The organism is Gynuella sunshinyii YC6258, assembly GCF_000940805.1.
Lineage (GTDB): Bacteria > Pseudomonadota > Gammaproteobacteria > Pseudomonadales > Natronospirillaceae > Gynuella > Gynuella sunshinyii.
Window position 1 is genome coordinate 4,916,919 of the sequence record NZ_CP007142.1, and the last position, 23,827, is coordinate 4,940,745.

Here is a 23,827-nt window from a genome sequence, read left to right on the forward strand (position 1 = left end):
TGCGATGGATATAAAACACCTGAAAACCCTGCGGGCCATACGCGATACCGGTAGTCTGGTAGAAGCAGCTGAACGTATTTATTTGACCCAGTCTGCGGTGTCGCATCAAGTGCGGGAACTCGAAAACAGGCTCAATACAGCCATCCTGAACCGTAAGTCACGCCCGGTCAGCTTTACCCCTGCCGGTCAGAAACTGCTGGCACTGGCAGACGAAATCCTGCCTCGAATCAGCAACACGCTGGACGAAATACAGCAAATGGTAGGAGGAACCGCCGGTCGCCTGCACATTGCCATTGAATGTCACAGCTGTTTTCAATGGCTGATTCCAAGTATCAATCAGTATCGAGAGAGTTGGCCCGAGGTTGAACTGGATTTCTCCAGTGGCTTCAACTTTGAACCACTGCCAGCTCTGCAACAGGGCCTGCTGGATCTGGTGGTCACTTCTGATCCCATTCCACTAGAAGGGGTGAGTTACGAGCCATTATTCCAGTACGAAAGCAAACTGGCGGTTTCCATTCGTCACCCTCTGGCAAATCAATCGCAGGTATGGCCCGAACAACTGGTGGATGAGACTCTGATCACCTATCCCGTGGAAAAAGGGCGTCTGGATATCTATCGCGAGTTTTTACTGCCAGCCGGGATAAAACCCAGAGCCACCCGAACGGCAGAGCTTACCGTCATGATGATCCAGCTGGTTGCCAGCGGACGCGGCGTCTGCTGTCTGCCTAATTGGGCGCTGGCAGAATATCTGCACAAAGACCTGATTCACGCACTGGGCCTGGGAGATGGAGTCTGGGCAACTTTGTATGCTGCCGTGAGAACGGAACAACTGAGCAGCAGTTATGTACAGGACTTTATCAGCAGTGCCCGCGAAAACTGTATGGAAAATCTGGAAGGCATTGTTATCCAGGAAACATGATTTCCCGGATAACATGATCATTGGCTAGTACAGCAGGGTGAACAGCTTGCGTTGATATTCAACTGCCAGAGAATCCCCTTTCCCAAGCGACTGAATGATTTCAACCATACTGGTTCTGGCGGCACCATCGCGAAACCCTTTGTTTTTCAACAGCACCTGATAAAGATGTTCCAGCGCTTCGCGGATACGACCGTCGGAGTGATATTGTAAAGCCAGCTCGTATTTCAGATCCTGATTATCGGGATCACTGTCCAGCTTGTCCTGTAACTCTTTGATCTCCGGGGTCTCGCTAGCCTTCTCAGCCAGATCCAGAAGCCCCTGAAGACGACGAAAATCGTCATCCTGAAACTGAAATGGAATCGCTTCCAGCAGTGCTCTTCCCTCTTCCAGTCGCTTGGTCCGGATATAGACTTCAATTAACAGCCGCTCGATACCTGCTTCATGGCCAGACATCTCATAGGCAGATTTCAGCAGCGGCAGGGCCTCAAGATAGTTCTCTTCTGCCATCAGGTTTTTGGCCAGATTGACGTCCTCATCCCAGACCTTGGGCAAATGGCGATCCAGAAACTGGCGCACTTCTGATTCCGGCAATGCTCCGGAAAATGCATCCACCCCCTGTCCATCCTTAAATAACGCAACGGTTGGAAGATTACGCACTCCAAACTGGGCCGCCAGTTGTGGTTCAGCCTCGGTATCCAGTTTCGCCAACAGAAACTGTCCACCATATTCAGCAGCGAGTCGCTCCAGCACGGGCATCAAAGCCTTGCAGGGAGCGCACCAGTCGGCCCAGAAATCCACCAGAACCGGACGCTCAAACGATTCTTCCCCTAAAATTTGCTGAATATTTTCACCCGTCAGATGAGTTACATGTTCGTTCATATAGATGCCTGAAATCGTCATTTATCAATAAGCTGACGCTGAATCTGGGGGCATATCAAGAGATTGCAACGTAACTCGCCAAATTTGTGGCACACAGATACACTACTAACTGGTATTTTGCTTATCTGGAACAAAATAAGGTTTTTATTGTTAATGCGACTCTCTCGAAAATTTCTCTGGTCTGTCAGCACGGTTATCGTGTTGACTCTCGCCGCAGGCAGTCTGGCCTGGGCAAAACTCGAAAAAGCAGACACAAACTCTGGTATTGAAAAACCCGTCACCGATAATCGGGATTACCAATGGCTACAATTAGATAACGGGCTAACCATTTTGGTTGTCTCCGACCCCAATGTTGAAACAGCCGCTGCGGTTATGAATGTTGCCACAGGATCCTGGGCTAACCCTGACGACCGTCCCGGGCTGGCGCACTTTCTCGAACACATGCTGTTTCTCGGTACAGAAAAGTACCCGGATGCTGACGAATTCAGTGAATTCATCAGCGGCAATGGCGGCAGCCAGAACGCCATGACCATGGCAGAAAACACCATATATTTCTTTGATATCAATGCCGACCAGTTCCAACCGGCACTGGATCGTTTCGCTCAGTTTTTTACCGCACCACTCTTTAATGAAGAGTATGTGGAACGCGAACGTAATGCCGTTGATGCAGAATTTCATACCGGGCTGCTGGATGACAACCGACGTTACTTCGACGCTCTCAGAGAGTCTGTCAGTCCCAATCATCCTGCGAGTAAATTTACTGTCGGAAGCCTGGACACCCTGAAGCCTGAAGGTCTGCGTCAGGATCTGATCAACTTCTATCAGCAGCATTATTCGGCTGATCGCATGTCGCTGGTCATATACGGCCCGGCTCCGGTGCAACAGAGCGCGCAACTGGCCAGGGAATTGTTTTCATTGGTGCCACAACATCGCACCGAAGATACCGGACCAACACTGCCTTATTTCACCGATGCCCAGTTGCCACTGCAGCTCAATGTCAAAGCCATCAAGCAAACGCACAAACTGACTTTATCCTTTCCAGTACCTGGCCCCAAAACCGATTTGAATACCCGGGCTCCATTTTTCATCAGCTGGTTGTTGAATCGAGATACCAAAGGCAGTCTCAGCGATGTACTGAAATCCAGGGGATTGATTGAAAGTCTTGGTGTTAACTTTGCTGACAATCGTGATGATCCGACTCTGTTCAATGTGAATATCCAGCTAACCCCATTGGGATTGAAACAAACTGATCAGGTTATTAATCTGGTATTTGACGAAATACAGTTGATCAGGGACCAACAGGTTAAACCCTGGTTATACGAGGAAATGCAAAAGCTGCAGGATCTTCGTTTCCGCTTCCAGGAAAGTTATCAGCCGGTTTCCTATGCCATGAGCCTGTCCAACAATCTAAAGTATTATCCTGAAACACAGGTGCTCAGTGGTCCGTACCGTTTTGGTGAATTCAACGAAAATGCCATCCAGCAATGGCTGCAATACCTCAAGCCAGAACAAATGGCACTGAGCCTGATGACGCCGGACATAAAAACCACCCGTGAATCATCTTATTACAAGACCCCATATTCTCTGACCAAAATCAGCGATGAGCGCATTAAACGCTGGAATGACCCCAGTATCGATCCCGATCTCGCCAATCCTGAACCAAATGCTTTTATCCCGGCTAACCTCAATGTTCTACCCGGCACCAACCCCACAAGCACATTGTATGAGTTCGCACCGGATCTGTATGTGGACGAACCAGGGCAGACGCTGTGGTTCATGCAGAGCAACAAATTTAACACCCCAAAAGTGGACCTGAGAGCCAGACTGCAAAATGCCTGGTTCAGCGCCAATGTCAGCAACCAGATCAAAACACTGTTATACCTGGAGCTGGTTAAGGATTCATTGCTGGATATCGCCGACGAAGCCTCACTGGCAGGGCTGGGATATAAGTTATGGCAGGAACAACAAGGCGTCGTCATCAGAGTGTATGGCTATAACGACAAGCTACCTTTATTTGTAGATAACATTATCAACGAACTGGTTACACTGAAAATCAGACCAGACCGGTTTGAAGCACTCAAAGCCGAACTGCTCAGAAAATTCGATAATCAGAAAAAAGAACGTCTGCTCAATCAGTTGTATTTGCAGGTATATGACCTGATAGACCCCAATTTTCTGACCAGTGAAGAGATTATTCCGGAACTCAAGAAACTGACTCCGAAAGATCTGGAAGTGGTGCGGGAGCAATTTAACGGCAAAACCAAACTGCTGGACCTGATTCATGGCAACATGACAGAAAGCCAGGCGATAAATCTCAGTAATCGTATCGCCGCTAACTTCAAGACAGTGGCCACCGAAACCAATGCCGACGAAGTTATCAAACTTAATAACGAGACTTCTTATCTGAATGTGGATTCTGATGAATCAGACTCTGCCATCATGATTTACTATCAGGGCGAAGACAGTGGTTATCGTGATCTGGCCATGTTCATGTTGCTCAACCAGTTGTTGCAGAATCAGTTCTTCACTCAATTGAGAACGGAAAAACAATTGGGTTATGCGGTATATACCCGCAACCTGAATTTTGAGAAAGTGCCTGGTCTTGCGTTTGTCATTCAATCTCCGGAAACGGATCCTGGTCTGTTGCAACTACATATTGAAAAATTCCTGAATGAGGCTCCACAATGGTTGCAAAAGCTCTCCGAGGATGAGTTCAACAAAAACAAACAAGGATTAATCAGCAACCTGACCGAACCGGACAAAAACCTGCTGGAAGCCGGCACCCGCTATTGGCATAACCTGCACTACCACAATTATAACTTCAATGAACAACGTCGTATCGCTCGGGAAATGAATGCCATTACGCTGGATGGGGTGTTGAAATTTATGGAAATCAGCATCCTGAATGACAATGCCAAACGACTGATTGTGTACCACATCGGCAAAGGACATGAACAGGACTACAAACAGCACCGGGTCATTCATGCCGGTGAAAAGATCATCAGATCAACGGAAGGTTTCCAGAAAGGTAAGGCGACGTTCAGTTTTACCGATGGCAAGCTGTAAACAATCTATATCAGATGAAAATGGATTCAGTGTACGAACAGCTTGAATCCATTTTCAGTACATCATCCCTGGTATGCTTGATCATCGGGGATCACGCGGACGGTCAGTCCGCTCCGTCCGCAAACTCGATTCAGTAGACTCAGTAAACTTCTTCCGAACGACGGTCAGATGTTTCGGATAACAATGGCAGCAACACCAGGAACTCAAACTGTCCATCATCCCGAATATCATGAGAGATTTGCCCACCCATTGAGTTGACCAGAGCCTGCACGATGACTGGTGACAGACCAGGACTGATATCCCTGCCATCAGAGTCCCGGAGCTGGAGATATTGCAAGAATAGTTGCTGACGTTGCGAAGTATCCAGTTCCCGACTATTCATTCGCAGTTGTATCCGCACCACTTCACCCATCTCTGCATCGTGATACGAAATCAAGTGAATATTAATTTGCGTGCCGGCACTGATCCGTATCGCCGTTTCCAGTAGACGGTGAGTAAAGTTTTCAAGCTGCTCACGGTGAGCATAAACGCTAATCTGCTCTTCTTCGTTTTCAACCATGACCTTTACCCCAAACGTTTGAGACAATGGTTCAAGACGGACAATTTCTTTCTCTAGCAGATACTCAAACCGGACGGACTCCTTTGCACCTTTAAGTTCATTGAGATGAAACAATCCCAGCACGCCAAGATCTTTTGCATACTTACTGAGAAGTTCAGTTCGATTCACAAATTCATCACTGACCACTCCGGCCAATAGTGAAACCTCTTGCTGTTGCTCGTTCATTGCGGTCTCAAGAATTTCAGCCATACGCACCAGTAAACGGTCTTTGTTTTCCACCTCTTTCATCATCATCCGGCGTTGGGCAATCGCTGTGGATGCGTCATACTCAAGTTTTTCGGCAGTCAGATGATTCTCTTCCAGAATCCGCTTCAGACGGGTCTGCTCTTTACGCAGTTGGTCCCCTAACGTCCGGCTGCCGGCCGCTGCCATCAGGCCAGACAACAGAACCAATACCAGAATGACTAAAGTGCTTGCCATCAGAACGCTGTTCTGACGAGTCATCAACGTGATGTAAAAGACGATCAGCCCCAGCAACAATACACCTGAAAAAGCAAAACACAGTCTCACCCAATGCTGTCTGGACATGGCATTCCTTATTTATTATCAAACAAAATTAATTTGGTAGCGTGCTTAAGAGTAGCCCAGTAAACAGACTCAGGATAGCAGAGAATGTGAAATTGAAAGGGTTTTGAGAACAGAAACAACCGTTGTAGAAAGAAGAAAACCCGATGATCAGATCACCGGGTTAGTCTTCACTGACGATCAGATACTTTTGGCCTGAATCCTGGCGGACCATTCCTGAGGTCCGGTTTTATGTACGGATGTTCCCTGGGAATCCACCGCCACAGTTACTGGCATATCTTTCACCTCGAACTCATAAATCGCTTCCATGCCGAGATCTTCAAACGCAACCACTTTGGCTTTCTTAATGGCTTTGGAAACCAGGTAGGCGGCTCCACCCACGGCCATGAGATAGACTGATTTATGTTTCTTAATGGCATCAATGGCAATATCGCCGCGCTCAGCTTTACCAATCATGCCGATCAGACCGGTTTTTTCCAGCACGGTTTCAGTAAACTTATCCATTCGGGTTGCCGTCGTTGGACCGGCCGGACCCACCACTTCATCAGCAACCGGATCAACCGGTCCCACGTAGTAGATCAGCTTGTTGGTGAAATCCACCGGTAATTCTTCGCCCCTGGAAATCATATCCACTAGACGTTTATGTGCGGCATCACGTCCCGTCAGGATAGTGCCATTCAGCAACAGTGTCTGTCCGGGTTTGAATTCAGCCACTTTTTCAGGCGTCAGCTCATCAACATTCACAGACAATGCCGTTGGACCGGCATCCCAGGTGATGTTGGGCCAGTCATCCAGGTCTGGAGGTGTCAGTTCTGCCACACCTGAACCATCCAGAGTGAAATGTGTATGCCGGGTCGCCGCGCAGTTTGGAATAATGGCCACCGGCTTGTTGGCAGCATGAGTCGGACAATCCATCACTTTAACGTCCAGCACGGTCGTCAATCCGCCCAGCCCTTGAGCTCCAATTCCCAGTTGGTTCACTTTTTCATACAGCTCAATTCGCAACTCTTCAGCACGAGTACTTGGGCCTCTGGCAATCAACTCCTGAATATCAATCGGTTCAAGTAACGATTCCTTCGCCATCAACATGGCTTTCTCTGCTGTTCCGCCAATACCGATACCAAGCATACCGGGTGGACACCAACCGGCCCCCATTTGTGGAATCATTTTCAATACCCAGTCCACAACCGAGTCAGATGGGTTCAACATGGCAAACTTGGATTTGGCCTCACTACCACCTCCTTTCGCTGCCACATGAACCTCCAACTTATCGCCGGGTACAATTTCGGTATGAATCACTGCGGGGGTATTGTCCCGGGTGTTTTTACGGGCACCGTCGGGATCAGCCAGGACAGATGCACGCAACACATTATCCGGTAGCAAATATGCCCTGCGAACACCTTCGTTCACCATATCTGCCAGACTCATATCCCCTTCAAAACGGACATTCATACCGACTTTCAGGAATACCGTTACAATTCCGGTATCCTGACAGATCGGTCGATGTCCTTCTGCACACATACGGGAGTTGATCAGAATCTGTGCCATGGCGTCCTTGGCCGCCTGGGATTCTTCTCGTTCATAGGCCTGATGAACAGCCTGAATAAAATCTTTGGGGTGATAGTAGGAAATAAATTGCAAAGCATCACAGACGCTTTGAATCAAATCATCCTGCTGGATAGTGGTCATGGATAACTCCTGTCTGGAAGTGCCAATATTAGACATTGCCGGTTGCCTGGGCCTGATAAATCGGGGAAGGACCAGTTTCAATCGAGGTGTCCCGGTAAACCATGCAACGGTAGCAAATTCGGGGCTAGTATAAACCGCCATACATCAATAGCACAGGCAACTACATTAAATGTCTGTTGCGATTGTCATCAGCGAACGCACAGGCATAGAGAGTTTTGTCTCCACCATTAACAACGCCTCACTAATGAAAAAAGTGACTGGTTCCTCCGACCTGACTCATTTAATTTTGTCAGCTGAACGCGCATGCTATAAAGATGTCATGCTCCGGGGAGCGGTATTTCCCCCGAATCCACAATAATAAACGGGAGCCATTAGCGATGAGCCATATTCATATTACCCGGCAGGAGACTCTGCTTGAGATCGAATTAAACCGTCCGGAGAAGCGTAATGCGCTGACGACTGCCATGTATCAGCAGTTAACGGATGCCCTGATTGAGGCCAAGCAGGACGATGGAATCCACGTAGTACTCCTTAACGGCCAGCCATTTTGCTTTACCGCCGGCAATGACCTGACCGATTTTCTGGAGCAGTCTGACCTGAACACCGATGCCCCGGTGTTTCAATTCCTCAGAACAGTCACGGAATTTCCCAAGCCATTGATCTGCGCCGTCAACGGCCCTGCGGTGGGCATCGGCACGACCATCTGTCTGCATGCAGATCTGGTGTATTGCGGTGAGAGTGCCGAATTTCAGTTGCCGTTTGTCAAACTGGGCCTGGTGCCGGAATTCGCTTCCACTTATCTGCTACCGGCAATGCTGGGTCATGTAAAAGCCTTTGAGCTACTGGTTCTCGGTGAAGCATTCGATGCAGAGACCGCCAGACAACTCGGCATTGTCAATGCAGTCTTCGGAGATGAGCACTATCTGACAGCCGCCAAGCAAAAGGCCATGAAGCTGGCCAAACTGCCGGTCGAGGCCGTCAAACAAAGCAAGGCACTACTCAAACACCAGTTTATCCATCAGGCACTTGAAGCGATTGAACGGGAAGGGGAATTATTCAGCCGGCGACTGCAAAGCGAAGAAGTCCGCCAGATACTCGCCAGCTTTTTTACCCAGAAATCATAATCAGGAACCGAGCAGTGCCTGTCGCTGTAACAGCAGGTGCTGTTCAATATCATTCCAGAGCACTTCGTCTTCCGGGCTTTCCAGGCGATACTGCTGCAGTTGATCCAAAGCCTGCTCACCGGTACGTGGGCAACCACTGGTCTGTTGAGTAAACACTTCCCGACAACGTTCAAGCCAGCGCTGTTTTTCTTCTCCCTGCAACGTATTGGGATAATTTCTGGCCCGCAGGCGAAACGCCAGCGCATTCAGCCGGGAATCGCTGAAATGTCCGCTAAATTCCGCCATTTGCTCTGGAGAAAGGCTACGAAACGTGGACATCAGACTCTTGTCGGCATCGTTGATAAACCCGGCATATAACGCCTCATCCGGATCGACCTCCGGCATTGGCTCACGGCTATAGATTTCAGCGATTTTCTGATCAATATGCGGCATCTGCTGTAACTTGGCTGCATGCTGACGCAAACGTTCCAGATCAAAACCGAACCGCCTGGCTACATCCTGATCCAACATTTTCACCGGAACCACCATCGGACTCTTATTGGCATGAATGCTCTTAAGACCAATACGTTCGACCCCTTCCGGCAAATCCGCCGTAGCGGTGAACAAGCGCTGGCTGATTTCCTCAGCACTTAATTGCAGCAATAGTTCCGGGTCCTGATCCAGGTTAAAACAGATGATTTCATTACGATTGAGCGGATGAACACCAATGGGCGCAACCACCGCCATACAGCCCTGCTCCACCGGAAACATTCCAGAAATATGCAGCACCGGTTTACGTTGGATAAAGTCAAACTGCTCTTGCACTGTCTGCTTCTGTCTTAACGAAAAAGCAAAATCGAACAATCTGGGCTGCACCGACCGGATCAGCCGGGCAAACGCAATCGTGGCCTTCACATCACTGACGGCATCATGAGCAGACTCATGCTGAATACCATTAGCCTGGGTCAACAGTTCCAGGCGAAAACTGGTTTTTCCGTCCAGACCGGTCGGCCAGTGAATACCTTCAGGGCGCAGTGCATAAGTCAGACGCGCAACATCCAATAAATCCCAGCGTGAATTACCATGCTTCCATTCGCGCTCATAGGGATCGAGTAAATTCCGGTAAAACAGAAACCGGGTCAGCTCATCATCGAAACGAATACTGTTGTAGCCCAGCGTACAGGTTTGCGGCTGACTCATCTGCGCGTGAATCAAATTGGCAAATTCCAGCTCGCTCACTCCCCGCGCCAGTGCGGTTTTGGGGGAAATATGGGTAATCTGACAGGCACCCGGATCAATGACAGTATCCAGGGCAGGCTTGCACAATAGATCGATCGGCTCACCGATCTGATTCAACTCCATATCGGTACGCACAGCCGCAAACTGAGCTGCCCGGTCCCGCCGGGGATCGCTGCCCCAGGTCTCATAGTCATACCAAAGCAAAGTTGCGCTCAATCGGGTACTCCTTTCTTCAAACAGTCGTTGTACACTATGCCACAGATTAACGGCTGGCATCCAAATCTGTGCTTAGCGAACTATTGCAAAATAAGCGCACTATCGCCAGGATCTCCTTCGACAAACCATAACAAGAACCACAAATAACATGGAAACAGCCACAACCCGGACTCATAAACAAATCATCAACCCAAACTGACCACTTCCAGAAATACCTTTATTTCTTGGGACACACGGAGCATAACAGCATGGTAATCAGCAAGTTTTTTAAGAAACAAAAAAAGCAAACCCAGCCTGAAATCAAACCTTCTCAGCCAGCCCCATCCTCGACGGACATGCTTATTGCGAAGATAAAGACAGTCACCGACCCATCAGAACTGTTAACCACAGCCCAGCAGTCTGACGAAGCTTTGCAGAAGGCCGCCAAGAACCGTTTCGCGGCATTGATTGACGAAGGACAGCTGACTCCGCAACAACTGTCTGCGCTGACAACAGATACCGGCCTGATCCTCAGCATCCTCGCCTTTTCCAAACAAAAGAACCTGCTGGAACAACAACTGACCAGTCTCAGCCAGCCGCAATTGTGCGAACAGGCTATAAAGGGCGGTACCGCGGAACTTCGTAAAACGGCGGCCGGACTACTGACTGAAGCAGATGTTCTGGAACAACTGACCAAAGCCACAAAAGGCAAAGATAAAACCGTCTACCGGATTGCCAAAGACAAGCTCAACGAAATTCAGGAGTGTCTGACCGCTGAGGCCACCCGCCGTGCTGCGCTCCAGCAACTGCTCGACAGTGCCGGAAAACTGGCAAATACGCCGTTTGATCCATTACTCAACGGCAAAATCAAAAACCTGCAACTGCAATGGCAGGAACTCGAAGCCGAGCCCACCGAAGCCCAACAGCAACAGTTTGATAAAGCTTTAACCAGCGCTCAGAAAACCTATGACGAGCACATGGAACAGTTGGCTGCCGAGGAGGAACTGGCCAAAACACCGGTTGAACCGGAACCCGTGGAAGAGACTCCAGAACCGATTGTTGAACCCGGTCGCTTTATCGAAATCCGCAAAACATTGCACCAGGTGCTGACGGATCAGATTCTCGCCATGATTGAAAGCGAGGAAATTACCGAGGCAATGTTGAACCATGCGGACGAAGTGTTAACCGAAAGTCAGAATGAATGGCGCACGACCGAAGAAGAACAAAAAGCCAGTAAAGAAGAGTTCCGTGCTTTCAGCCATCTCTGTACCGAATACGAACAGCTGTTGCTGGCATTCCGCAGTCTGGACAGTTTTGCCGATCTGGTGGACCAATGCGAGCAGGATCCAGAATCTTCAGCCGTGGAAATACTGGATCAAATAATCCATCACCTCGATTTTCTGGCATCGGATAATCAACCCGTCGTAGTACAACACGCACAAACCATTCTTAAAGATATCGAAGCCAGACAGGAACAATACAAAAAAGAGCAGCACCAACAGATCGGTCATATTCGCGGACTCATACGCAAAGGCCACTGGGCCATTAATCAGGGACATCTGCGCCAGGCAGCCGGTATCACCCATGCCATCGAAGAAAAAGCCGGTCATCTGGAACGAATTCCACAGTCTTTGAAACAACAGATCACCCAGCTGAGCGAAGACCTGGAAAAACTGTTGGATTGGCAGGACTTTGCGGTATTACCGAAGAAAAAAGACCTGCTGGATAAAATGCAGGCATTGGTGGGATCAGATCAACATCCGGAAGCCATCGCCAACCTGATCAAACGCTTCCAGGATGAATGGAAACTGCTCAGCAAAGGCAGCCAGGGACATCATCAGGAATTGTGGGAAAAATTCCATGCCGCCGCTCAGGAGGCTTATCAACCCTGCAAAAAATGGTTTGAAGAACAGGCAGAAATGCGCCGCCGGAATCTGACATCAAGACAAAAACTGGTCTCAGAACTTAACATCTTTTTGCAAGCCATACCGGAACAACCCGACTTCAGTGCCATCGAAAAAGCCATCAATGTGGCCAAACAACAATGGCGTACCTACTCTCCGGTAGAGCGGCAGGCCAACAAGCCCGTACAACAGGCATTCGATAAAGTGATGGGCGACATTCAGGGGGTATTGAATCAACAGTACCAGGCCGTGAAAGAACAGAAAAAGGATATTGTTGAAAAAGCCCGCGAACTGCTCGAAATGGACAACTTCAAAGCAGCAACCAATAAAGCCAAAGACCTGCAAAAAGAATGGCAGGAAACCGGTAAAACCTGGCGCAAAGAAGAACAAAAGTTGTGGAAAGAATTCCGTGCTGTCTGTGACGAGCTGTTTGGCCGCCGTGACGAACATAACCGTCAGATGCAGGCCGAGTTCGACAAAGTCGGTGAACAGGCACAGGCGCTGATACAACAGGCAGAACAGCTACTGAGCAACGAGCAGCTCTCAGCTCAGGAACTGAAACAACAAATCAATCACCTTTCCCACGAATTTACAGCGCTGGGTCGCTTGCCACGTCAGCACCAGTCATCACTGCAAAAAAGCTGGGATACCGCCGAGCAAGCCGTGCATCACCTGATTGACAGCAAAAACAAAAGTGTGCGAGTGGATGAATGGTCACTGTTTGATCAGCTTGTCCAGACAGAGGATGCGATTGATCAATTGACTGCACACACCTGGCGTCATGTACCCGACCCCATAGTAAAAGCCGTATCCAACCGTCAGACTGCAGATACCAAGACAACGCAATCCTTGTTGATACTGATGGAAATCATGGCCGGGCTCGACTCCCCGGAAAGTGATGCCAGCCTGAGAATGCAAATACAGGTAGAACGTCTGCAGCAGGGCATGACACAAAATCACACTAACCAGGAAGACTTTTCCAAACTATTGGCTCAGTGGTATGCGATTCACCCCATTGATCCTACTTTCCAGAGGAGATTTCTGGCTGCCCGTAACACTTACTTAAAGATCAAATAAAAAATTCTTTTTTTTCAATAAGTTAGTGTTGACAAGATCCACCCCGGTCCGTATAGTTCGCAGCCGTTGCCAAGACAGCAACAACGATGATGCGGGGTGGAGCAGCCTGGTAGCTCGTCGGGCTCATAACCCGAAGGTCGTCAGTTCAAATCTGGCCCCCGCTACCACATTTTAAAAAGTCGCTTTTAAAGCGGCTTTTTTTATGCCCGGAATAAAACCAGAACAGTCGGGCTCAACTCATACAAAACAGTCGGACTCAACTCTTGATCCGGCGCAGCCGCTGAAGGTCGTCACTGGATGGCCGGCCCGATCAAATCCGGCCGCGAAACGTCGCGCCGCCGCTACCATATTTTAAAAAGTCGCTTTTAAAGCGGCTTTTTTTATGCCCGGAAAAAAACCAGAACAGTCGGGCTCAACTCATACAAAACAGTCGGGCTCAGCTCTTGATCCGGCGCAGCCGCTGAAGGTCGCCAACTCATATCTGGCCGCGAAACGTCGCACCGCCGCTACCACATTTTAAAAAGTCGCGTTTATAGCGGCTTTTTTGCAAAAAAGGGATAAGTGATTTGCTTGATCACTATTTTCCGGCCCCACACTCGCAAAGGATCAGAACGACAAACCCGATCAAAATCACCCTCAGATACATTTCGATATCGAGCAAAGGGCTCGAAAGTGTCTGAGCGCATCGCCTATGAAACTGTGACTCCTGAGCAAAGGTTATTCGCGACTTCATCTTTAAAAAGTATGGGATACGGAAATGATCAATCAGACTATCGCTTGATAGAGCTTCCAAGCTTCAGATTTGAGTAAGCACCACCAGCGCATATCAAAGATATGCCTGTGCTTTTCTGTAAAACAGCAAATATGCGTCATTTCGCATATTTTTTTTATCTGCTTACCGAACTAAAAAAATTCACAAGCACTTATTTGGGACCCTAACAAAAAAGTGTGTGACCAGAACCGGTTGGAGAGTTCGAATATGCTTCAAAACGGCTAATTAGATACAAAATGACATGCTTTTTATTTTCAGTAACCGACAAATAAATAAACAAACACAAATTAATTCATCAAACTTTATTTTTTATGATCAAAGCTCATGTTTTTTTCTGTTTATACTGTCAGCCTTTAGTTTGTTTTATCACCCTCTCCAATATTGCAGAAAAATTTTTATATATATGTCAACTAATGACAAAAAATGTCATGAGTCATTAGCACCATAATTTTTAGCTGCCCAATAAGTAAGCATAGAATTTCGACGAATCCTGCAAATTTTTCCAAGTACTTTTTAAATTGATTAATCAGTAACCGCTAAATACAAGGTTATGAGACTTGCCTCTCAATAATAAGAATTATTCTAATTCCTGGTTTATTTGTTGCTTTTGATAGCCGATGTTGCATTCAGTACTTATACGTTATGAAAAACAGCTGTTCACTCACAACCCTAAATGTTCTTCCACATAAGCTGCTGCCATTATGTGCCGCACTTTGCTTATCCGCATGCAGCCCTTCAACGACGGACACTGGCTCAGGTGATAATCAAAGTAACGAATCTGGCTTACCGGATTCTCAACAAGAATTAACGGAAGGCCAATTCAGCGTCAAAAGAGGACTCGCCTACGGAGAACATTCAACCAACGATTTGTTGGCCCTCAAGAATGGCATTCAATGGTGGTATAACTGGTCCCCTCAACCAGAAGCAGACATATATGACTCCTACCAGGATGTCGGTATTGAATTTGTTCCCATGGCGTGGGACGAAAACTTCGATGAAACTCGATTGCGTACATATCTGAGCACACATCCGGATGTGAAGTACCTGCTGGGCTTCAATGAACCAAACTTCCGGGAGCAAGCCAATCTGACGCCAGCTCAGGTTGCACAATACTGGCCCAAACTTGAAGCCATTGCCGCTGATTTTAATTTAAAGATCGTCGGTCCGGCAGTGAACTTCAGCCCCGGTCAAGTTGATATTCCAGGCACAGACGATGACAGCTCCCCCTTTGAATTTTTAGATGCTTTTTTTGAAGCCTGCCCGGATTGCCAGGTCGACTATATCGCCGTGCACTGCTACATGAACAACGCCCCTGCCGTGCAATGGTTTGTCAGTGAATTTGCATCACGCTATGAAAGACCTGTCTGGCTTACCGAATGGGCTTCCTGGGATGACGGTGGACCAGCCAATGTAAATGAGCAAATGAACTATCTGGCCACCACCACACGCTGGCTGGAAAACAATCCGAATGTGTATCGGTATTCCTGGTTTATCGGCCGTGGCAATGGAAAAGACGTTTTCCCTTTTTTGGATATTCTCGATGGAGATGGCGAATTAACGCCACTGGGCGGACTCTACACACATATACCAGCCACCGGCTATCGTTTCTTAGTTAACCAACGTTTTCAGGCCGAAGGTGGTCATCAAGGGGAAGGCTATGTGCATCAGCCCACTACGGATACCAGTGGTTATGTCGACATTGTCTGGACATCAGACAATGGCTATGTCGATTTTGAGATGAACAATGAAACGGTCGATGGTACTGACAAGATCGTCGATGTCGTCATTCGCGTGGCCAACGGTGGTGACCAGCAGACTCTGGATCTCATGATCGATAATGAACGAAAAGCCGCTTTAACGATTCCCAACACCGGTGCTGATGATCATTGGCAAAATGTGACAACACAAGTGTCGATACCCAGTGGCGAACACACGTTTACGATAAAAACGCGTGGTCAAGGCTACGCAATTAACTGGATAGAACTGACAGAACAATAATGTTCTGTTTATCAGGCAACAAACTATAACGAAGGAGTCTCTGAATAATGTCGGCACACAGGTAATTATTCAGATTCTATCCAAAAACACTTATCACAGAGGAGCTTAGAAAGATGGGGTATGCCATAAAAAAAGGGCCTAAAAAGTTTAGCCCCTTTTTAACAACCTTCGTATTAACACCAATCACAGCCTTGCTGTTGTTCGGTTGCAACGAAGCCACTACACCAAACACAAATACCGGTTCAGATTCAGATCAACAGCCCTCGACAGGCATCACCCCCTCTCAACCTGACCCCGAACCGGAATTCGAACCCGCACCGGCTCACGGTGTGATTGCGATACCCAGTAAAGACGCTCCTTCATTGGCATCTCCGCCGTTATCGATGCTGATTTCGCCCGATTACGACCTGCCAGATACTTCCAGTAGAATTGTGCCTGTGACCGCAACGTCCAGCGAAACACAAAACAATAACAACACAGCCGATAAAACCCTGGACGATAATATGGAGTCACGCTGGGAAAGTACCCGGGTTGATGACGCATGGATTGCGTTTGACTTTGGCGAGAAAACGGCCATCGGCTCAATGGAGCTGGTCTGGGAAAATGCCCATGCTGATGAATACGCGATTTACATTTCGAATAATGACGAGGATTGGTTTCAACTACGTTATCGTGTGGATAGTAAGGGTGGCAACGAAAAATACTTTAACCTGAAGGCAGACGCCCGCTACATCAAAATCCAGGGCATTAAACGTTCAACCCAATACGGTTATTCAATCTTTGAGGCAAAATTCCAATCCCCAAGCAAAGAAAATACCCTGCCGGCACTGGCAACCTCACGCCTGGCATTTCCGGATTACGCCCAAAACCTGACACCTGTACCGCTGGAAAACTCAGAAGATCCAATCGAAACGATCCAGTTCACCTTACCGGATGGTCGTTTGGTCACACGTTTCGGCATGATGGGACGCTCTCGCCACGCACGTGAGCGCGGTGAAGAGTGGAATGAAATCGGTTATGGCAAGAACGAAACCGTTGATGCCAACGGCAATCCACAGGATAAAGGTCCTGGCGCTCATCTCAATTTCGTGGCGAACTATTTCAAGAACCGCACCTGGGGCGTTGAATTTATCGATAACACGCACGTACCGGGAGTGACTGAGCCCAGTATTGTTGTGAACCAATATTTCCAGCAAGACCAGCGCGGCGGTGGGCATGCCTTTGTTCGTCGCTTCGACACCACAGGAGTTACCGGTTTTGGTTGGATGAGCCCGGGCGATCTGCTGGATGATTCAACCTATTCCTCTGGCGAGGCCGATTGTAAAGTGGTCGCCAAACCGCCTCAGGACGCTCTGAAAAATCCCGACTCAGGCTATAACGGCGTAAAAGGTGCCAACGATGGTTGCAGTGTGGTTTTTGATCAATATCCACGACACGGAAAACTGGTGGCCGACGCCAATGGCGTGTTAGTCAATAGCGGCGAAACAGTCCCCTCCCGTCCCCTGAAAGAAGGCGACGTCATTGAATTCACCAGCTCCTTTTTCTCAACCCGTGAAGCCATGGACGCCATTGGTGACAGCGGCGCATTACGGTATTACACCAATGAGCTCACCTACGTCATGGGTGAAGGACTACGCCCCTGGTATGGCGTACAGCCGCGCTTGATGAATGAACCATTGCCGTTGGAAACGCTGCAGGGCGGCCTGGGTTCTGTCTCTTATGACTATGCCGACAACGCCTCCTTTATCTATCAGCAACCCCACAACAACATAGGCATGGAAAACATGCAGCGTTTTGTGGAAGGACGTCGCTGGTTACATACCAACCTGTGGACGGGTGAGCATAACGAAGCCAATAACGATCGCAATGACGACGGAATGCATTTGCAGGGGCCTCGCTTTAATCAATCCTCGTGTTTCGGATGCCACATCAATAACGGACGCGGTCTCGCACCCGTCGTGCTTAATCAAAAAATGGATACCATGGCAGTACGAGTTGCCAGTGCAGAACTGGACGCCAATGGCCAGCAGGCGCCTAATTCCATTTATGGTCAGGCCATGCAAATGAACGCACGTTCGCTCACCACGGGTCAGCCTGAAAACTGGGGTGGTGGCGTCTGGGTTGATGGCTTTGAGAACCAAGACGTTGTACTCAATGACGGGAAAGTCGTAAAACTGAGCAAGCCAACCTTTGCCTTCGAAGGCCCAACCCCTGAGGTTTTTTCTGTTCGCACCGCCCAACCGCTGATTGGCATGGGATTGCTGGAAGCCATTCCGGATGAAACCATTCTATCCTTCGTTAAAACCAATGACCCCGATGGTGTCAAAGGCGTCGCGAACATGATTTTTGATCCGGAAGTTAAAAATCAATTCGATGAACCTGTTGTGCGTCTTGGTCGTTATGGATGGAAGGCCGCTAAAGTGAGTTTACGCCATCAGATTGCCGGTGCAGCCCTGTTGGATATGGCGGTTACTTCGCCGATATTTCCAAGCCGGGAATGTTTGGCAGGGCCGGCCAACTGTAACACTCAACATCAGGATGCAGGCCTGTCAGAAGACGCACTCACCCTGATGACACAGTACCTCAGTTTACTGGCCGTCCCTGCACAGCGCAGCGTTGTCAGCGGCTTCCCCAAAGGAGTATCACCATTGTCCTACCTGGATGTCGAGCCAGACAAAATCGCACGCGGCAAGACAGTGTTTGAGGAGATTCGCTGCAACGCCTGCCACGTCATGGAAGTTAAAACGGGTACCAACTCGGCATTTGCAGAAGTGCGCAATCAAACCATCCATCCTTATACCGACATGCTATTGCATGACATGGGTGATGAGCTTGGCGATGATCTGATTGAAGGCCTGGCGGAAGGGAACTACTGGCGCACCCCGGCGCTGTGGGGTCTGGGCTATACCAAAATGGTTGCGGACTCAGGTTATGAAGTCGGCTTCTTACACGACAGCCGCGCCCGTACCATCGAAGAAGCCATTGTATGGCACGCTGGAGAAGGCCAGGCATCACGGGATCGCTACGTCAATGAGCTTTCAACTCAAGAGCGCGATGACCTGTTAGCGTTTTTGAACTCTCTGTGATGAAACTTGCAGATGCCAGCGGCAAATTCGCGACTGGCATCTGTCAATAAATACGATCAGGGATGATCAATTATGTGCGACAACCTCGGCATTAGTTTCAAGAATCAGGAGGAATCAGATCCAACACCTCTGGCGGCAGATTACCCATTTCCACCTCCTGTTCGGTCCCTGCACTGTGAATGCGGGCATCTCCCTCGGCGACAGTCGCCTGAATGCGGGGGGCCAGTTCAAAATAGTGAGATTCATATTCCTCAGGGCACCCAAAGTTTACGCAGCCTACAAACCACCACGCCTGCATGGTGCCTTCACCACTGATACCGGTCACCAGGTTATGAACGAATTTCTTTCTGGGATACCGCTCAAACCATTCTTTAATCTGCGAACGTTTTTCTTCCGAAATGACCAGAGTTGCTTCATAAAAGGTTTGTGTGCGATAGGAAAACCAACGGGCCCGTATGGTCTCTGGTAACGGGACATACCCCAGAACAGCAGCCTTTCCACCCGGAAGACGTTCTGAAACGTCTGGCCTGCCACCTGATAGCGCCCCTACAGGAGCCCCCCAGGACTCATTAAACACAAGTTGCTCCACCCAGATAGGCCAACCTCTTCCACCATAGCCACCAGTATCAGCACCATAATTATAAGTATCATCTGCCCGACAAGCGTTGAGTATCAGCGACAGTAAGATCAACCAGCATAAGTTTTTAAGTATGTTCATGAAGCTTCCTTGATGTTACGGCCAGCCTGAAAAATGTAAGGCCACCCTATAAATTCCATATCAGAAACTTGCAGGCTAATCACTTTTCTAAAGGTTATGCGTGCTCAACCTGTGCAACGAGTTTTAAGAGCCAGGGGGAATCAGATCCAACACCTCTGGCGGCAGATTACCCATTTCCACCTCCTGTTCGGTCCCTGCACTGTGAATGCGTGCATCTCCCTCAGCCACGGTCGCCTGAATACGGGGGGCCAGTTCAAATTCATAAGAATCGTGTTTCGTACAACCACCGCGAGAGTTGACACAAATGACCGACCACCACACCTGCATACTGCCTTCCCCGCTGATACCGCTTACCAAGGCATGTGAAAATCCTGACTCGGTGGGATACCGCTCAAACCAATCCTTAATCTGTGCGCCTTTCTCTTCCGATATTTCTAAAGTTGCTTCATAGAAAGTTTGGGTGCGATAGGAGAACCAACGAGCCCGGATAGTTTGTGGTAATGGTACATAGCCCGCACCAGCAGCCTTACCGCCAGGAAGACGTTTGGATGTATCGGATACGCCACCCGACAATGCCCCAACCGGCACCCCCCAGGTCTCGTTAAACACCAGTTTTTCCACCCAAATGGGCCAACCTTTTCCGCCATAGCCACCAGTATCAAAACTATAATTATAAGTATCATCCGCTCTACAGCCGCTGAGTATCAGCGACAGTAAGATCAACCAATATAAATTCTTAAGTATGTTCATGAAGCTTCCTTGGGGTTATGGGCTACCTGAATCCTGTCCTATAAAGGTTTTTTTACTGACTGACATGCGGTTTTGGACGAACCTGCTCAAGCAATTCTTCCGTAGTTGGCGGTGGCGTTTCTGGCGGAACAATCAAATCCAACACATCGGGCGGAATGATACCTTCACGAATGCTTTGACGGGTCGTGTTGTAATATTGATTGGGATCCCCTTCTGCTACCGTTGCTTGAATACGCGGGGCTAACTCAAAGTAATTACGCTCATACTTTGGACAACCAGCAAGAGAGTTGACACAAACTACAAGCCACCATGCTTGTATTGTCCCTTCACCACTAATACCAGTGACCAGGGTATGCAAATATCCTTTCCTGGGGTATTGCTCAAACCACTGCTTAATATACAAGCGCTCCTCTTCGGATATCTCCAAAGTCGCTTCATAAAAGGTCTGTGTACGATAGGAGAACCAGCGGGCCCGTATAGTTTGTGGCAGAGGGACTGGTCCCATCGCGGAAGACTTCCCGCCAGGAAGACGCTCAGAAACATTTGAAATGCCGCCAGACAATCCACCAACTGGTACCCCCCAAGACTCGTTAAACACAAGCTTTTCCACCCAAATAGGCCAACCTGTACCACCATAACCACCGGTATCAAACCCATAGTCATAGTAGCTATCATCTGCCCGGCAGGCACTAAGCAACAGTGACAATAAGATCATCCAACATATATTTTTAAGCATGTTCATGGTGTTTCCTTGGTGTTATGGCCAGCCTGGGACGATTGGGGAAAACCTCCCGGCTTTTAAACAGAATACCCGGTGTATTGACAATACTGAGGCCACGCTCAGAAGTATGAATATAATCTTCGAGATAGATTTTGGCGTTATCGAGTTCCGCGCCATTGTTTCGCCAGTTTTGATAACACCAAGCCAAGTCTTCGGGGATATTATATGCTGCGTTATGGGGATCGATATTCCAAAGAGGTAAGCCGGCCACTTTGGCCATGTCGTACATCTGTCGCAATGGGTAGATAGATAGCTCCTTACGGATCGGAATCAGCTCATATACCTGAGTCCCCTGCATCATTATGGTATGGCCTCGTCGTTCAATATCCCGCTGTAACTGCCGCACTCGGAATTCCTCCCAGCCGGCATCGTACACCTTTTTAACCCGATAAAAGTCCCGCCAGTCATCAAAACTGGTGGCGGCACCGGGCGTTGGATTTTCGTACCCGCCGCCAACATCGGCATGGACACCGGGAACAATGGTCTCAGTAAAGTTTGCCGGCAAGCGACCTTTGGCATCGCTGATCCGGGTGGATGGAAAGTTATGACGAACCTCATGGGCAGCGACCAGATGCACCACCTGCTCAGCACTGGCCTCATTCAGGTTCAGATTGAACTCACCCTGCTTATCATTACCGGGCCAATAGAAACTGCCCACGGTATCCCAGAGTCCGACAAAAGCAACTCTGCCACTGATCTGTTGAGGAAAAGCATCAACTGCATTTAGCACACCATAAGGCTGATATTCAGCGGCCCATTGATTGATCATATTCACAAAGTGTCGGGCCAGGGCCGCACCGCGACTAAAACCGAACACATCAAAGATAAGTTCGTCATAACTATTTTCGGACAAGCGCATATGCATCTGCTCTAATGCATAAACAATACGCGCCTGCCCCCCCTCCTTACCAATACCAAATCCCAGCCCAATTTTATCCTCCTTGACCTTATAGCCGTTTAGGATTTGTACTCCCGTAATGGTACCAACCCCAGGGATATAAATAGCTCTGGAGGTAATAATTTCATAGGCCCGATCAATGGTCTGTTCGAGATACAAATCCTGCATCTTCGCCACGTTGGAAATATCCCGGTCCGGCAGTTGTTCATCGTTGTAGCGGTTCTGGTTGGTGCCATCAAAAAACACTCCCAATCTCAAAATACGCTTCGGCCTGGAGCGGTTGGTCGGCGCCGTGTAACACCACAGTGATCCCAATTGGGGAACTTTGAGGATTTTTTGTAGCGAGCAGTTGTGTTGCTCTGTCTGGGTGAAAACTTTGTCCTGTTGACGCTGCTGTTCGGCGAGTTGATAGAGCTGTTTGCCAATGTCGCTGAGAGAATCAAAATACGGCGATTGATTTCCAGGACGGCTTTCCGGTCTTGGTTTGCCACGATAACTGATCAGTGCCGCCAATGCGGCTTCTTTGGCCCAGGCATCCGGATCCTCGGCGTTCAATTGCCCGGCCATTGTTTTGAGCGGTTGTAGTTCGCACTCATGGTCCAGCAGGTAGATCAGATCCACCAGGCACAAACCGACGCTCGGCAGATCCGGGTCAAGTATCCCCAGACTCTGCCCCAATTGGCTGGACAGTGTTTTGCTATCGGCTTTACATTGTTGGCTGAAGCGGCGGGCAAAAATATCCGGGCGCTGGTACCCACAATCCCAGATATCCTGACCCATTGTAAACAGCGATGCCAACGGATCACCCTGATCGTTAAACAAGGCAGCATCCATCTGTTTGGGATCACCCGGAAGCAGTATTTCAGTATTGATTAAATGCAGGGGTTGCATCGTTGCCGGCCAGCTAGCAAGGGGGGTTGCGTGCTGGCGTTGTTCAGTGAGCTGATCACAGACCTGTTGCAGAGCATCGCGCGTTTGCTGCCACTGTTCTGCGGTGACCGGCGTGCCGATGTCATAACAGATCTGCTCCGGACCTGTCAGCGATAACTGACCGGTGGAACCACTCAGTTTGCCTTGAAAAACCTGAGTGTTGGTGGTGATCCGATAATCGGTCAGTACACCGGTCTTTTGATCGGGGTAGCGGTATTGCAACCAGGCAAAGTAATCCGGGTTATCAAACGCATCAACTCCGGGTATACCTTCAGGCTGGGTGTCGGTGATGTTATCGGTCCAGATCGGTGCCGGTTTGTCGAGATTGATTCTGGGTTTGGCCGGTGTTGGTGTGCCACGAACCTCTCGCGGTCCAAGTTCGTACACCGTGCCCCGTCTCAAGGACTCATGATGTCGCAATAACGACAACTGCCCACCACTATCCAGTACAAACATATGCAGTGAGGTCTGTTCCGGGGTAAACGCCTTCGCGTCTTTGGGATATTGATAAGTGGCGACCCAGCATAAGGGGTTCAGGGAATAACCGTGACGTTGAATGAAGTCTTTAATGGCTTGCGGCAGGGTGCTGATGTCCTGAGACATGGGATAACGGTCCTTGTTCTGTGGTGAATCCTGGGTAGACGTATTGCCTACTCTGTAACTGCGGAAAGATAAAAAG

The 23,827-nt window shown here is 48.9% G+C and carries 14 protein-coding genes and 1 tRNA gene; 7 read left to right on the top strand and 8 right to left on the bottom strand.

Annotated elements, in window-relative coordinates:
* The first annotated feature begins 4 nt into the window (after positions 1 to 4).
* On the top strand, positions 5 to 919 hold the full coding sequence (locus YC6258_RS20610; RefSeq protein ID WP_044618597.1) for a LysR family transcriptional regulator: 915 nt from the start codon (positions 5 to 7) through the stop codon (positions 917 to 919).
* Positions 920 to 943: 24 nt separating this feature from the next.
* Here the strand turns inward: YC6258_RS20610 and trxA are convergent, their stop codons facing one another.
* Positions 944 to 1,798, bottom strand: coding sequence for a thioredoxin (gene trxA, locus YC6258_RS20615; protein WP_044618598.1), 855 nt, complete (start codon positions 1,796 to 1,798; stop codon positions 944 to 946).
* A gap of 153 nt (positions 1,799 to 1,951) precedes the next feature.
* Between trxA and YC6258_RS20620 the strand changes: the two genes are divergently transcribed.
* Positions 1,952 to 4,864 (top strand): insulinase family protein, encoded by a 2,913-nt coding sequence (locus tag YC6258_RS20620; protein ID WP_044618599.1) that lies wholly within the window; start codon positions 1,952 to 1,954, stop codon positions 4,862 to 4,864.
* A 139-nt stretch (positions 4,865 to 5,003) separates the two neighbouring features.
* Here the strand turns inward: YC6258_RS20620 and YC6258_RS20625 are convergent, their stop codons facing one another.
* Together YC6258_RS20625 and YC6258_RS20630 are read right to left on the bottom strand one after the other, a co-directional pair.
* Positions 5,004 to 6,011 (bottom strand): histidine kinase, encoded by a 1,008-nt coding sequence (locus YC6258_RS20625; protein ID WP_044618600.1) that lies wholly within the window; start codon positions 6,009 to 6,011, stop codon positions 5,004 to 5,006.
* Positions 6,012 to 6,188: 177 nt separating this feature from the next.
* Entirely contained in the window at positions 6,189 to 7,697 is a 1,509-nt protein-coding gene (locus tag YC6258_RS20630; RefSeq protein WP_044618601.1) for a fumarate hydratase, read from the bottom strand.
* Positions 7,698 to 8,074: 377 nt separating this feature from the next.
* Between YC6258_RS20630 and YC6258_RS20635 the strand changes: the two genes are divergently transcribed.
* Complete coding sequence (locus YC6258_RS20635; protein WP_044618602.1) at positions 8,075 to 8,821, top strand: enoyl-CoA hydratase; 747 nt, start codon at positions 8,075 to 8,077, stop codon at positions 8,819 to 8,821.
* Here the strand turns inward: YC6258_RS20635 and sbcB are convergent, their stop codons facing one another.
* Complete coding sequence (gene sbcB / locus YC6258_RS20640) at positions 8,822 to 10,255, bottom strand: exodeoxyribonuclease I (RefSeq protein WP_044618603.1); 1,434 nt, start codon at positions 10,253 to 10,255, stop codon at positions 8,822 to 8,824. It lies immediately after the preceding gene.
* A gap of 248 nt (positions 10,256 to 10,503) precedes the next feature.
* Here sbcB and YC6258_RS20645 point away from each other — a divergent pair, with 248 nt between their 5' ends.
* The 4 genes from YC6258_RS20645 to YC6258_RS20660 all read left to right on the top strand — a co-directional run bounded on the left by YC6258_RS20645 (position 10,504) and on the right by YC6258_RS20660 (position 19,071).
* A complete protein-coding gene (locus YC6258_RS20645; protein ID WP_044618604.1) occupies positions 10,504 to 13,215 on the top strand; it encodes a DUF349 domain-containing protein in 2,712 nt (903 codons plus the stop codon).
* Between the two features lie 90 nt (positions 13,216 to 13,305).
* Positions 13,306 to 13,382, top strand: a tRNA-Met gene (locus tag YC6258_RS20650).
* A 1,247-nt stretch (positions 13,383 to 14,629) separates the two neighbouring features.
* Positions 14,630 to 15,985, top strand: a complete 1,356-nt coding sequence (locus tag YC6258_RS20655; protein WP_052830444.1) for a glycosyl hydrolase — start codon at positions 14,630 to 14,632, stop codon at positions 15,983 to 15,985.
* A gap of 113 nt (positions 15,986 to 16,098) precedes the next feature.
* Positions 16,099 to 19,071: a di-heme oxidoredictase family protein gene (locus YC6258_RS20660; protein ID WP_245626970.1), complete on the top strand. Its 2,973-nt coding sequence runs from the start codon at positions 16,099 to 16,101 to the stop codon at positions 19,069 to 19,071.
* A gap of 97 nt (positions 19,072 to 19,168) precedes the next feature.
* Here the strand turns inward: YC6258_RS20660 and YC6258_RS20665 are convergent, their stop codons facing one another.
* From YC6258_RS20665 to YC6258_RS20680, 4 genes are all read right to left on the bottom strand, one after another.
* Positions 19,169 to 19,789, bottom strand: coding sequence for a DUF2931 family protein (locus YC6258_RS20665; RefSeq protein ID WP_052830445.1), 621 nt, complete (start codon positions 19,787 to 19,789; stop codon positions 19,169 to 19,171).
* 123 nt (positions 19,790 to 19,912) lie between these two features.
* Positions 19,913 to 20,539 carry a DUF2931 family protein gene (locus tag YC6258_RS20670; protein WP_052830446.1) on the bottom strand — a complete coding sequence of 209 codons (627 nt, stop codon included), beginning with the start codon at positions 20,537 to 20,539 and terminating at the stop codon, positions 19,913 to 19,915.
* 52 nt (positions 20,540 to 20,591) lie between these two features.
* On the bottom strand, positions 20,592 to 21,281 hold the full coding sequence (locus YC6258_RS27585) for a DUF2931 family protein (RefSeq protein ID WP_052830447.1): 690 nt from the start codon (positions 21,279 to 21,281) through the stop codon (positions 20,592 to 20,594).
* On the bottom strand, positions 21,268 to 23,751 hold the full coding sequence (locus tag YC6258_RS20680; protein ID WP_044618605.1) for a phospholipase effector Tle1 domain-containing protein: 2,484 nt from the start codon (positions 23,749 to 23,751) through the stop codon (positions 21,268 to 21,270). Before YC6258_RS20680 ends, YC6258_RS27585 begins: the two co-directional genes overlap by 14 nt.
* Between the last annotated feature and the right edge of the window lie 76 nt (positions 23,752 to 23,827).

Coding starts and splice junctions, on each gene's coding strand:
- YC6258_RS20610 (WP_044618597.1), top strand. CDS start 5: ATGGATATAAAACACCTGAAAACCCTGCGGGCCATACGCGATACCGGT.
- trxA (WP_044618598.1), bottom strand. CDS start 1,798: ATGAACGAACATGTAACTCATCTGACGGGTGAAAATATTCAGCAAATT.
- YC6258_RS20620 (WP_044618599.1), top strand. CDS start 1,952: ATGCGACTCTCTCGAAAATTTCTCTGGTCTGTCAGCACGGTTATCGTG.
- YC6258_RS20625 (WP_044618600.1), bottom strand. CDS start 6,011: ATGTCCAGACAGCATTGGGTGAGACTGTGTTTTGCTTTTTCAGGTGTA.
- YC6258_RS20630 (WP_044618601.1), bottom strand. CDS start 7,697: ATGACCACTATCCAGCAGGATGATTTGATTCAAAGCGTCTGTGATGCT.
- YC6258_RS20635 (WP_044618602.1), top strand. CDS start 8,075: ATGAGCCATATTCATATTACCCGGCAGGAGACTCTGCTTGAGATCGAA.
- YC6258_RS20645 (WP_044618604.1), top strand. CDS start 10,504: ATGGTAATCAGCAAGTTTTTTAAGAAACAAAAAAAGCAAACCCAGCCT.
- YC6258_RS20655 (WP_052830444.1), top strand. CDS start 14,630: ATGAAAAACAGCTGTTCACTCACAACCCTAAATGTTCTTCCACATAAG.
- YC6258_RS20660 (WP_245626970.1), top strand. CDS start 16,099: ATGGGGTATGCCATAAAAAAAGGGCCTAAAAAGTTTAGCCCCTTTTTA.
- YC6258_RS20665 (WP_052830445.1), bottom strand. CDS start 19,789: ATGAACATACTTAAAAACTTATGCTGGTTGATCTTACTGTCGCTGATA.
- YC6258_RS20670 (WP_052830446.1), bottom strand. CDS start 20,539: ATGAACATACTTAAGAATTTATATTGGTTGATCTTACTGTCGCTGATA.
- YC6258_RS27585 (WP_052830447.1), bottom strand. CDS start 21,281: ATGAACATGCTTAAAAATATATGTTGGATGATCTTATTGTCACTGTTG.
- YC6258_RS20680 (WP_044618605.1), bottom strand. CDS start 23,751: ATGTCTCAGGACATCAGCACCCTGCCGCAAGCCATTAAAGACTTCATT.